At 65.8% G+C, this 11,824-nt stretch carries 9 protein-coding genes; 3 read left to right on the plus strand and 6 right to left on the minus strand.

Annotated features, from left to right (window positions below):
• Positions 1–15: 15 nt before the first annotated feature.
• On the minus strand, positions 16–1,737 hold the full coding sequence (locus tag K1X74_05900) for a glycosyltransferase family 39 protein (GenBank protein MBX7165865.1): 1,722 nt from the start codon (positions 1,735–1,737) through the stop codon (positions 16–18).
• A gap of 345 nt (positions 1,738–2,082) precedes the next feature.
• Here K1X74_05900 and K1X74_05905 point away from each other — a divergent pair, with 345 nt between their 5' ends.
• A complete protein-coding gene (locus K1X74_05905) occupies positions 2,083–3,258 on the plus strand; it encodes an LptF/LptG family permease (protein ID MBX7165866.1) in 1,176 nt (391 codons plus the stop codon).
• A 147-nt stretch (positions 3,259–3,405) separates the two neighbouring features.
• Here the strand turns inward: K1X74_05905 and K1X74_05910 are convergent, their stop codons facing one another.
• Together K1X74_05910 and K1X74_05915 are read right to left on the minus strand one after the other, a co-directional pair.
• On the minus strand, positions 3,406–5,013 hold the full coding sequence (locus K1X74_05910; protein MBX7165867.1) for a M56 family metallopeptidase: 1,608 nt from the start codon (positions 5,011–5,013) through the stop codon (positions 3,406–3,408).
• Positions 5,014–5,024: 11 nt separating this feature from the next.
• On the minus strand, positions 5,025–5,405 hold the full coding sequence (locus tag K1X74_05915) for a BlaI/MecI/CopY family transcriptional regulator (protein ID MBX7165868.1): 381 nt from the start codon (positions 5,403–5,405) through the stop codon (positions 5,025–5,027).
• Positions 5,406–5,586: 181 nt separating this feature from the next.
• On the opposite strand from K1X74_05915, the gene K1X74_05920 reads away from it, so the two are divergent.
• The gene (locus K1X74_05920) at positions 5,587–6,837 is read left to right on the plus strand and encodes a PQQ-dependent sugar dehydrogenase (GenBank protein ID MBX7165869.1); all 1,251 of its coding nucleotides are present in this window, start codon (positions 5,587–5,589) and stop codon (positions 6,835–6,837) included.
• A gap of 17 nt (positions 6,838–6,854) precedes the next feature.
• Entirely contained in the window at positions 6,855–7,760 is a 906-nt protein-coding gene (locus K1X74_05925) for a hypothetical protein (protein MBX7165870.1), read from the plus strand.
• A gap of 42 nt (positions 7,761–7,802) precedes the next feature.
• Here K1X74_05925 and K1X74_05930 read toward each other — a convergent pair whose 3' ends face one another.
• The 3 genes from K1X74_05930 to K1X74_05940 all read right to left on the minus strand — a co-directional run bounded on the left by K1X74_05930 (position 7,803) and on the right by K1X74_05940 (position 11,532).
• Positions 7,803–9,212 (minus strand): PhoPQ-activated pathogenicity-related family protein, encoded by a 1,410-nt coding sequence (locus K1X74_05930; GenBank protein MBX7165871.1) that lies wholly within the window; start codon positions 9,210–9,212, stop codon positions 7,803–7,805.
• Positions 9,213–9,338: 126 nt separating this feature from the next.
• Positions 9,339–10,028 (minus strand): ankyrin repeat domain-containing protein, encoded by a 690-nt coding sequence (locus tag K1X74_05935; protein MBX7165872.1) that lies wholly within the window; start codon positions 10,026–10,028, stop codon positions 9,339–9,341.
• 106 nt (positions 10,029–10,134) lie between these two features.
• Entirely contained in the window at positions 10,135–11,532 is a 1,398-nt protein-coding gene (locus tag K1X74_05940; GenBank protein MBX7165873.1) for a TolC family protein, read from the minus strand.
• Between the last annotated feature and the right edge of the window lie 292 nt (positions 11,533–11,824).

The raw sequence follows: 11,824 nt of genomic DNA on the forward strand, positions 1-11,824 counted from the left end.
TGCCTGTGCGCGATGCTACTGAAGCCCCGACCCGATGGGATGACGCACGACCGATGCTTCTGCAAATGTGGCGAGGTAGATCTGCGACTTTTCGTCGAGTTGTTCGAGCTGCACGTTCGCCGGCAAGCGTTCGCGCCAGCGCGGCGAGTCGGCGTCTTTGACGAGCACCAACAACCGGTGGCGCTCGGCGAGCAAGTCGACAAAGGCGTGGATGTCGGCGATGGGCAGCTCCAAGACAGGCCGGTGTTCGAGTTGATCGAAGGCCACCGCGTCCTGCGCGCGGCCCAGGCAGGCGATCGTCAGGCCCGCCTGTTGCGGATCGGACACGAGCTGCCGGACCTGCAGGGCCACGGACCGTTTGCGGGCCATTTCCGGTGCAAAGTCGACCAGCCCCAGCAGCGAGATCACCACCGTTGCGGCGCCCAGCGACGTGGTACACACCAGCGGCTGGGAAAAATTGCGCGCCGCGGTGATCAGCAGCCCGCACACGGCGAGCGACCCGAGGACTTCGGCGGCCGTGCCCTCGGCTTCATGCGAGACCACCATCCAGTCCGCCACCAGCAGGCCCGCGAGCACCAGCGCCAACGACACGCACCACAGCTTGGGCAGCGTGAGTCGGATGCCTCGGAAATAGCGCGTCGAGACCTCGTTGATCAGCGTGCGGTCGCAGACCACGCCCGCCGCCAAGGCGAACAACGGCACCGACGGCAGCACGTAGGCCGGCAATTTCGACTGCGAAGCTGAGAAGAACCCGAAGATCCACAGCCCCGCCAGCATCAGAAAGCCAAAAGCATGGGTTCGCAGCCGACGGATTTCCAGCGATCGACTGGTCAGGAACACGGCGACTGCACCGACCAGCAGCGACGTCGGGTACATCGCCCCGATCAAGATCGGCACATAAAACCAAAACGGTTGCACATGGGCGATGCCGACCACGAACCGGGCGACGTGGTGCCGCCAGAAGAAGTATTCGGCGAACTCCGGGCGATAGATCGACGCCGCCACGAACCACGGCGCTGCGACGCCCAAGACGATGCCGAAATACAGCAGCCAGCGCCCGGTCCGTGCCCGCAGCGTACCGCGCCCGCGCAGCCACTCATGCAAGAGCAGCGGCGGCACGACGATCACCAGCGCGATCGGACCCTTGGTCAGCCCGCCGATGCCACAAGCCGCGGCGCTCGCCAGCCACCAGCGCGTTTGATGGCGGGCCTGGTCGATCGCGACGGCGCCGCACAGCAGTGCGGTGGTCGTGGCGGCAGTCAGCAGGGCATCGAACGACAAGAACCTGCCGCTGAGGATGAAGCCCGTGCTGAATAACAGCGCCGCCATGCCGAGCAGCGCTGCGCGGCGGCCAACCATCCGCTGGCCGGCCCAATAGACGACCCCCAGCGTCCAGAGCGCCGCGCAAGCCGGGACCAGCCGCACGGCGGCCGTCGTGTGGCCGAACGCCGCCATGCTTCCGGCCGTCAACCAGAACAATAGCGGCGGCTTGTCTTGATACGCCTTGCCTTGCCGCATCGGCAGCAAGAAATCACCTGAGGTCAGCATCTCGCGGGCAATCTCCGCGTAGCGCCCTTCGTCGGGCTCAAAGAACGGATAGGCGGTGTTGCTCAACAGCAACAGTCCCGCGAGCGACAGGGCCAACACGACGCCGCTCACGTAGAGCGGCAAGTTTGCGTCGCCGTCGGGTGGCGTTGCCGTGCCGGCGAACGCCGTTTCGTTCCACCAACGTTTCAATCGCGCGGGCACGTGTTGCGGCGATCGCAGCGACGCCTGTAGCGCCGCTCGCCACCCGCTGGTTCCGTTCGGGCTCGCATCCATAGCTCAAGGTCTCTTGCCAAATGACTTGCCGAATGTGCTCGTGTCGAACCCCGGGCGAAACCACTGCGCCGGTCGTTGGCGACCCGGCAGACAGCGCGCTTTGGCGCGGCGCAGCAAAGTTGGCGAAACCTATGAGAGACGGCCAACTTGGGTCAAGACGAGCCGCGTTGCTAGCACGCCTCGCCAGCAGCGTGGCCTGCGCCGCCGCGCCTGCGGATGACCTTGACCGTGCGCGGCGCGCGAGTCGATAAATCCCCCGCGATGACCGTCTTGCAGCGCTACATCTTGGGCGAACTCTTACGCGTACTGGCGCTCACGGGCACGTCGTTGACCGGCTTCATGCTCCTGATCGGCGTGAGTGCCGAGCTGTTGCGTCAGGGGTTGGGGCCAGCCCATGTCGTCAGGATTATTCCCTATGTGCTGCCCAACGCGCTGGTGTTTTCGCTGCCCGGCGCATTGCTGTTGAGCGTGACGGTGCTCTACGGGCGGATGTCGGCCGCGAACGAGATTCTCGTGGCCAAGTCGTTCGGCATTCACCCGGCACGGTTGTTTGTCCCGACGCTGGTCATTTCGTTCTTGCTCAGCCTGGCCACGGTCTGGCTGTACGACCTGGCCGTTTCGTGGGGCTTTCGCGGCGTGCAGCAGGTCGTACTGATGTCGACCGACCAGGTCGTGTACGGCGTGCTTAAGACCCGCAAGACGTTTCAGGCCGGAGGTCTGTCGATCGTCGTGCGCGACGTGGTCGACCGCACGCTCGTCAGTCCTGTGTTGTCGTTTTCCGGCAAGGGTGATGAGCCGGGCGTGACGATCCGCGCCGAGTCGGGCGAGTTGCGGGCCGAGGGTACGGTGCTGCGATTGAAATTCCGCCATGCCACGGTCGAGATCGCTTCGCAGGCCCGGGGCCATTTTCAAGAGATCGAGCGCGAGGTGCCGCTGAACGAACTGGTCGGCAAACACGAAGCGCTGTCGTCGCCCGGTCACCTCGCATTACGCGAGATTCCCGACGAGTTGGAGCGGACACGCGAAGAACTCGCGCTGGTCCATCAAAAACGTGCTGCGGCCACCGCCTTTGGCTTGCTGAGCGGCAATCTCGGCTACCGCGACACGGGCATCCCCTTGCCCGGCGCCGAGATCAAATACATTCAGGAGCGCATCGACCGGTTGCGGACCGAGGGCCCGCGGCGGTGGGCGACCGGCTTCAGTTGCCTGTGTTTTGCCCTGGTGGGGGCGACGATGGCCGTGTGGCGCAAGCACGCGGAGATCGTCAACATCTTCTTCTCCTGCTATGCGCCGATCCTGGTGGTCTACTATCCGCTGTTCATTTCGGCGCTCGAAATGTCCAAAAGCGGTCAGATGCCGCCGCTGGTGGTCTGGACCGGCAACCTCGTCTTGGCCGTCTGGGGGTTGCTGCTCTTGCAGCGCATCGTGCGGTACTAGGCATTCGGCGCACGACTGCTCGCTGCGATGCTGCTGTGCAGTGGAGCAGCATCCGGTGAAAGAATCGCTCGCAGCCGCACCTTCCCCCACGCCGGCTAGCGAGCAATGCCGCTTGGCCGGGGCGTGGGGCCAGAGTCTGCGATGTCCTCAAGCGCGATCGTCGTCCTCCTCGCCTTTACCGCCGGGTTCGTCCTTGTCGTCTCGATCGCTGTTAGCGTCTCCTTCATCGTCGTCCTCGTCGTCTTCCGACTCGAGGATTTTGCTGAGCAGCACGCCCTTGCTTGAGATCGTCAACTCGTAGGTTAATTCGCCGGCATCCGTCTCGTATTCGACCTCGGCCTCGTAAACGGTCCGCTTCCTGGTCGTGACCTTTTCGATCTCCTCGATCTCGCCATTGCCTGCCTCGCGCTTCAGCGTGCGCCGCACCGCATGGGGCAAGTCGCTTAGTTTGACGGCGACTTCCTCCTCCTCCTCCTCTTCCTCTTCGTCCTCGCCTTCTTGCTCGTCGCTTCCTTCGGCATGGTCGTCGTCCTTGTCCTCGTCCTGCACCTTGCCGAGCAAGACACCCTCGGCCGAGACGCGGACGTCGTAGTTCAATGCATCAAGCGTCAGGTCCGCTGCGTAGACAGCCCGACCTTTGTGCTGCTCGACTTCCACAGCCCCGATTTGGCCTCCAAGAGCCTCGAGATCCAGGATGGCTTGCACCCCCGCAGGAAGCTCGGTGAGGTCCGATTCTCGTGCCGCGGTCGGCAGGCAGGGCAGCAGTGCCAGCCCGGCCGCCAGCAGTGGATAGCTCCACCAGACCAGGCCAGGACGAAGACGCGTGTCGGCAACCATGAGGATTCTCCTCTCCAAGGTCGAGCGACCGCCGAACCCGCTGGCGAACGCCGGCAGCAGTGGCGGCGACTGTTGCGAAGTTTCCCAAGCATGAAACAGGGTCTGGGCATAGCACCGCCGCTTCGCCCGTGATTCGGCCAGGGCGATGGCGTCGCAGCACGACTCTTGCGCGGCGCGCAACTCGCGTCGCGCCCACCACGCAACCGGTTGCCACCAGCACAGGGCTACGATGGCGAATGCAAAAAGATTGATCCAATGGTCGCGGCGCGCGTAATGCGCCAGCTCGTGGGCCAAGACACAGCGCAGTTGATCCTCCGAGAGTTCGTCGACCAGCCGCCGCGGCAGCACGACTACAGGGCCATCGCGCCGCACCCACAGCAACGGAGACACGGCCGCTTCGACCAACACGACGCTGGGATCTCGCGCCAGTCGCATGTGCCGGGCCAACGACACGGCCAACGACGTCACCCGCGCAGCGGCCGGCTCGACGCGCCACAGGATGGTTTGCAGCCGGCGCGCCTGCCGCCAGGTAAATACGAGCACGACCGCCGTCCCAGCAAAGCTCACCAGGAGCAGTCCCGCAGGCCAGGGGACGGCCTGAGCCGGTTCGCGATCTTGCCAGGACATCTGTGGCACATCTGCCGCAGGGCGCTTCGCGGCCCTGCGCTGGACATCGCCTATGGGCGGGGCAGGCCTGTCAGCGCCCGACGGTGCGAACGCGGCGGGCAAAAGCGGCACCGGCACCACCGGCGGCGTCACCAGCTTGAGCAGCACGATCAGCCACAGCGCCTGGCGCACGGCCGGCCGCCGGTCGAGCAGCCGCAAGCGGCTCAACAACTGCACGGTGCCTGCCAGGCAGCCGGCGACCAATCCTGACAGGATCAGGTGGGTGACGAGCGCGCCCAACAGTCCGGCCATCGGGCACCTCGCTAATCCTGGATCGAATCGATGATCTTGCGGATCGCTTCGCGGTCCTTACGGCGCAACCGCGTATGCTCCACGAGCGCCAGTAGCACGGGCGCCAGCGCCCCGTTGAAATGGCTCGCCGCCAGCTTTTCGAGCTGCTGCCCGACGTACTCAGCGCGTGTGACGGTTGCGCTGAATTGATGCGCGAACCGGCTGCGGTCGCACGTCACATAGCCCTTGTCTGTCAGCCGCGCAAGCAGGCTTTTGACCGTGGCGTGCAAGGCGGCCGAGTGCTGCCCGTAGATCGCGGCCACGATTTGGCGGACTTCGACGGGACCGTGCGTCCAGAGCACGTCGAGAATCGCCAGTTCGGTGTCGGTGACTTCGGCTTGCGGTCGCGTCATGGCAAGGGGGCTGGTAGGAATTAAGGCAAGCTGCCTGAGATTCTAAGGCGTGGTGCCTTAAACGCAAGCAAATTCCCACGCCCGGCAAGCGATTTTTCCGCGCGCGGACCGCCGGGTATGATTGCGGCTTCGCTTCTCGAATCCCCCCGGCCGAAAGTGGCCAGCGTTGGAGAATCACCGCATGTGTTCGTCGAGTTGGGTTGGCCGAGTTGGATTTGCTGGCTGTCTGGTTGCCGTCTGCGCCGGGAGTAGCCGCGCCGCCGAGGCGCAGGTCGACACCTCGCCGCTCCCCGCGGTGCGCGTCGCGCCGGCCTTTGCGGACGTCAACTGGACCGGTTGGGACTCGGGCGAATCGAGCGGGCAGTTGACGCCGCTACGGCCGATCGTGTTGACCCACGCCGGCGACGGCACCGATCGCGCGTTTGTCGCCACGCAGCAGGGCGTGATCCACATCCTGCCCACCTCGGGCAGTGGCCCGACCGAGGTGTTCCTCGATCTCACCAGCCAGGTGAGCTACGACGACAAGACCAACGAAGAGGGCCTCTTGGGCCTGGTCTTCCATCCGAAGTATGCCGACAACGGGCAATTCTTCGTCTACTTCACCAATCGGCGCAAGCCGCATCAGAACGTGGTCGCCCGGTTCCACGTCGATCCAAACAATCCGAGCCGCGCGCTGCCCGATAGCCGCGAACCCCTGCTGGTGCTCGACAAGCCGTTCTGGAATCACGACGGCGGTACGCTCGCCTTCGGGCCCGACGGCATGCTCTATATCGCCGTCGGCGACGGCGGCAAGGCGAACGACCCGTTCGAAAACGGTCAGAACCTCGGGACGCTGTTGGGCAAGATTCTGCGGATCGACGTCGACCGGCAGGACGAGGGTCGCAAGTATGCGATTCCGGCCGACAATCCGTTCGTCAAGCGCGCCAAGGCCAAGGGCGAGATCTGGGCCTACGGCCTGCGCAACGTCTGGCGCCACGCGTTCGATCGCGAGACCGGCTTGCTCTGGGCCGGCGACGTCGGCCAGGACCTGTGGGAAGAAATCGACCTGATCGAAAAGGGTGGCAACTACGGCTGGAATCGCCGCGAGGCGACCCATCCCTTCGGCCCCAACGGCGCCGAGGCCCGTGCGGACATGATCGAGCCGCTCTGGGAATACTCGCACGACGTCGGCAAGTCGATTACCGGCGGACTGGTCTATCGCGGACAAGGCGTGCCCGAGCTGCGCGGCGCATATCTCTATGCCGATTACGTCTCGCTGAAGCTTTGGGCCTTGTGGTACGACCCGAAGACGAAAAAGGTCACGGCCAATCGCGAGCTGACCTCGCCCGGGGTGCCGGTCGTGAGCTTTGGCGAAGACGCCGCCGGCGAGGTCTACCTGCTGACGATCTCGCCGACGCAAGGCGCGATCTGGCGCTTTATGCAGCAGGATTAAGAGACGCCGGCCATGGGGTGCCGCGCGTCCTATACAGCGCCATGCCCGAGCTGCCCGACATCACGGTCTATCTCGAGGCGCTCGAGTCGCGAATTGTCGGCGAGCGGTTGCTGCGCGTCCGGGTCAACAGTCCCTTTCTCGTCCGCTCGTTCGAGCCGCCGCTCGCCGCGGTCGAGGGTCGCACGGTGCGTGCCTTGCGCCGCTTGGGCAAGCGGATCGCGATCGGCCTCGATGACGAGTTGTGGCTGGTCTTGCACCTGATGATTGCCGGCCGGCTGCATTGGAAGCCGCCCGGCGCGCGGCTGGCCGGCAAGTTCCAGTTGGCCGCGTTCGATTTCGACGCCGGCACGCTGCTCTTGACCGAGGCCGGCAGCAAGCGCCGCGCGGCGCTCTATGTCGTACGCGGCCCGGAGCAACTGGCCCAGCACGATCCCGGCGGCATCGACGTCTTCACGGCGACGATCGACGAGTTTCGCGCAGCCTTGCAGCGCCGCAATCATACGCTCAAGCGCGCCCTGACCGACCCGGGCCTGTTCAGCGGTATCGGCAACGCCTACTCCGACGAGATTCTGCACCGTGCCCGGCTGTCGCCCTTGCTGATGACGCAAAAGCTCGCGGATGACGCGCAGGCGCGATTGCTCGCCGCGACGCGCGAGGTGCTTGCCGAGTGGACCGAACGGTTGCGCAGCCAGGCCGGCGGTGCGTTTCCCGAGCACGTCACGGCGTTCCGGCCCGAGATGGCCGTACACGGTCGCTATGGGCAGGCGTGCCCCGTGTGCGGCGCACCGGTGCAACGGATTCGCTACGCCGAGAACGAGACGAATTATTGTCCCGGCTGCCAGACCGAGGGCCGCATCCTGGCCGACCGCTCGCTCTCGCGGCTGCTCAAAGACGACTGGCCCCGGCACTTGGACGAGTTGTAGCCGCCCCGTCGGGGAGACAGGCAGGACCCGAGTTGACGGACGTCACTCATCCGCCGCCGGCTCTTGCGCCAGCGGCGAGTCCTTGTGCGGCAACACGTCGGGCACGATGCGCACGCCGCTGGTCACCTTCAGCGGGCCCACGCTGCCCGTGTCGAACACCAGCTCGACGAAGTAAGCGGTGAAGCCGTGCGGCGGCTCTTTGACGTGCGCGACGTACACGCCTTCGCTTTCCGGCGCGAGGGGCGCGCTCTTATACGCCTTGCCCAGCACGTCGATGCGAAAGTCGCGGGACTTCGGGTTCGTGGCCTGCCAGAGGTGCACCTCGCGCGGCGGCGTCTTGGTGGTCACGCGGATCGCACCGTCCGACTCGAACGACCACGTATATTCCGGCCGGGGCTGGTTGCGCAGGATCAGGTCGTAGAACGCCGCCAGGCCTTCGCGCGCGTCGGAGCCCTTGAGCGAATGGCCCACGTTCGGCACGTAGCGAATGTGTTTCTCGCCGACCAGGTCGTCCCAGTAGAACCGCGACGAGTCGGGCAGGAAGAATTCGTCGCCGGCCGCGTTGATCAGGTATTTCGGCATCGTAAAACGGTGCCGGAAGCGATAGGGGTCTTCGATCGCCATCAGCCGGTCGTTTTCGGGCGAGTTCATCCGCTCGGTGATCTTGTGCCGCACGTAGTCGTTGATGGCCGGGGCCCAAAAGCCGTAGGCGTCGTGATGGTGCATCATCGACTCGCGGACGTTGAGCACGTCGATCACGATCGGCGCGATGGCCACGACGCGCTTGTCGACCGCGGCCGTCATCCACGTGGTCCAGCCGCGCTTCGAGGCTCCGGCGATGAGAAAGCCGTCGAGCTTCATCTGGCCGCCTTCCTCCGAGGCCAGAAACGCCTCGATCGTGTCGAGGGCCCTGACGGCCGACTTCACCATCGGCAGCCGTGCCGGCCAGGTCTCGTCGCCGGTCGCCAGGTACTTGTCCCAGGTGTAGCCGATGAAGTCGTCTTCGAACCGCTTGCGGCCGTCGTTGGCGAACACCAGCGGCTGGTTGGGCACCATCTTGATCTCGGTCACCACGCTGCCGGTTGCCGCGGCGATCTTGCGGATCATCTCGTCGGCGTCTTCCGGCATCGGGCTGTCGTTGCTGCCGCCGGTGATGAACAACATGCCCTTGGTCGCCCGCAGTTGCTTCGGCTTGACCAGGTTCACCCAATGTTTCCACTCGGTGCGATTGACTTCCTCCGGCGTGCGCCAGGTTTGCGACACCATTTCGATGACGTAGGTCGTCGTTTCGGGCCCCTCGGCGCGGTGGACGACTTTCCATTGATAGCTCGCGTCGGGCTTGGCCACGTAGCGATCGATGGGCGTTTCTTCGCCGGCGGCCCGTTGGGCCCAGGCACGATCGACCGTACCGACGCACAGCAACACAGCGAGCAAGCACAACCAGCGACGCATAGGAGAAACTCGCGGCAAGAGAATCAGTAGGGCGGGGCGCCGTCCGCGCGGACGGCCAAGGCTCCGATTGTAACTGGCCCCGGCCAGCGTTGCAGCGGTCGGGCAGGAGCACGCCATGCTGCCGCTCTAACCGCTGCTCGCCGCGAGCAAATCGCAGATCCAAGGACTCTTGGCGCTGTCGCGCACCGACTTGCCCTGAGCGTTTTTCGCCTCGGGGCTGACGCCGCGAGCGAGCAGCGTCTCGATGATGCGGCGCTGCTGGGCGACCGCCTCGGCCGCCCCACTGCCACCGCGCCCGGAGTTCTGCACGGCCAGGTGAAAGGGTGTCGTACCGCTGCGATTTGGGAGCAGCGGATCGGCTCCGGCCTCGAGGAGCAGGCTTACGGCGTCGGCACAGCGCGTGCGGACCGCCCGGTGCAGCGCCGTCGCACCGTTGCGGTCCGGGGCCCGCAGCTCGGCGCCCGCCTCGAGCAGGCACGCGAGCATCGCGACCTGGCGCGTTGGATCCCAGGCCGGTCCGTTCGGGTAGCCGTCGGCCGCGTAGTGCAAGGGCGCACCGCGTCGCGAGTTGTCGGCCGCTCGCGGATCGGCGCCGGCGTCGAGCAGCATCCGCGCGATCTCGACTCGATATCCGGCCGCCGCGAGATGCAGCGGCGTGTCGTTCTGATAGAGCCAATGCAAGATGGGCTGCTGATAAAGCTTGGGCTTTGCGACTCGCGCCACGGCCAGACGGCCATCGGCCTTGAGCAGCCGCTTGACCGCCGCGCGGTCATCGGCCTCGATCGCCTCGAGCAGCGGTCCGAAGTTGTTGCTCATGATCGCCAATTCGCCGCAAGGCCCCGGCGTCACGCCAGCCCCTCGGTTGTATCGCGGTCGACGACGCAAAGCGATCGCGCTTGGTCCACGCGATCTGAGGCGGCGATCAGGCTGGCGATTTTCTCGCAAAGGGAATCGCGTGCGCTCCGTGCGCCTCGGGCGGCGGCAACGGATTCGCGGGTGCCGGATTTTCAGACGGACGCACTGGCGGATCGATCCGGCTCGAATCGGGCACGGGATACGAACCTCCCAGAACGCGGCCCAATTCCGCCACGCTGCGCTGCAATGCCACGAGCGCTTCTTCGCGCTGCTCGCGGAGCTGGATGAGCTGTCGCTGGGCCGTGGCCAGGTCGAGAAAGCTGGCCGTGTTGGCGTCGTAGTTTGCCCGGACTGCGGCGACATTCTGTTCGGACGCTGGGATGAGCTTGTCGGCGTACAACGCAAGTGTGGCCCGGTTCTGCCGCACCTGCTCGACGGCCACGGTCACTTCGTACTGGATGTCGAGGACCTTCTGGTCGTATTCGGCGCGACGTTGACCGACGCGGGCCATCGCCTCGCGGACGGCACCGTGAATCCGGCTGTGGTAGAGCGGGACGTTCATGTTCAGCCCGGCTTGCGTACGGAGCTCGCTTTGCGTCGCTGAGGGCTGCCAGAAGGTGTCGTAGCGGCCAAAGAGCTCGACGTCCGGATAGTGCTGCTTGCAAGCCAAGACGACGGCGGCCTGCTCGGCCTGAATCCGTGCTCCGATCGCGGCCAGGTCCGGCCGCTGCGCAAGCGCGACGCCGTGCAGGGCATCGAGGTCCAGCTCGACTCGGGGTAGCGCAAGTGCCCGGGGCGGCAGCGGCAGCGGAGCCAGCGCCGGCTGTCTGAGCAGCACGTTGATCCGGGCCACGGCGATGCGGTGCGCTTGTTCCAGTTCCAATCGGCGCCGCTCGATGTCGCCCGCCTCGACGTCGGCCTGCAAGACGTCTTGCGCGGTGACCTGTTTGGCTTCGTATTTGGCCTGCGCCGTGTCGCGAAACTGGGCGATGATCGTCGCGTTCTGGCGGTTCAGTTCGAGTTGGCGGTCGACCAGGTAATAGTCGTAGTAGGCGAGCTGCGTCATCTCGGTGAGCCGGACCCTGCTGTCGGCCAACTCGTTGTACGCCGCGCCGGCTTCGGCCTGGGCCTGCTGCCCGCGCCAACCGCGCTTGCCGAACCAGGGGAGCTTTTGACGCGCTTCAAAGGCGTAGGCCGGCTCCACGTCGATCGAGTGGAACGACTCGGGGGCAGCCATCGCCACGAACATCGGGTCGTCCAAGGCGACGACCTGTGGGTATCGCGCGGCGGCCGCTTGCCACGCCGCGGCCATTGCGGCGACGGTTGGGTTACGGGCCTGAACCTCGCTGACCAACATGTCGAGCGACAACTGCCCGGCGGGTTGGACCTCTTCGGCAGGCGGCAGTTCCTGCGGCGCGGCCGGCGAGGTTGGCGCTTGGAGATACGACACGCGCGCGACGGGCACCGTTCGAACCGCCAGTGGAGGGGACGCCGTAGGCGCGACCGATTGGACGGGAGCCACGGCCGCGACCGGGGGCGCAGAGTGCGGCGGCGCACCGGACCGGCAGCCGGTCAGGCCAAGGACCGACATCGCGCAAAGTTGCACAATGCGGAGCGGCGACATCAACGCCTCCGAAGGTGGGCAACTGGCGGCCGGCATGGCTGGCGGGTTAGCGCGAAGCGGGGCGGAGCGAACCGCCACCTCAAGGGTGACTTCGTCCGCGTCGGGTCGGCAGTTCCAAACTTTCCGTTGCAGG

This window comes from Pirellulales bacterium (genome assembly GCA_019694435.1).
Taxonomy (GTDB): domain Bacteria; phylum Planctomycetota; class Planctomycetia; order Pirellulales; family JAEUIK01; genus JAIBBZ01.

Excerpts from the sequence above, each read along its gene's own strand:
- K1X74_05935 (MBX7165872.1), bottom strand. The coding sequence starts at position 10,028 with ATGAGCAACAACTTCGGACCGCTGCTCGAGGCGATCGAGGCCGATGAC.
- K1X74_05920 (MBX7165869.1), top strand. The coding sequence starts at position 5,587 with ATGTGTTCGTCGAGTTGGGTTGGCCGAGTTGGATTTGCTGGCTGTCTG.
- K1X74_05905 (MBX7165866.1), top strand. The coding sequence starts at position 2,083 with ATGACCGTCTTGCAGCGCTACATCTTGGGCGAACTCTTACGCGTACTG.
- K1X74_05915 (MBX7165868.1), bottom strand. The coding sequence starts at position 5,405 with ATGACGCGACCGCAAGCCGAAGTCACCGACACCGAACTGGCGATTCTC.
- K1X74_05930 (MBX7165871.1), bottom strand. The coding sequence starts at position 9,212 with ATGCGTCGCTGGTTGTGCTTGCTCGCTGTGTTGCTGTGCGTCGGTACG.
- K1X74_05910 (MBX7165867.1), bottom strand. The coding sequence starts at position 5,013 with ATGGCCGGACTGTTGGGCGCGCTCGTCACCCACCTGATCCTGTCAGGA.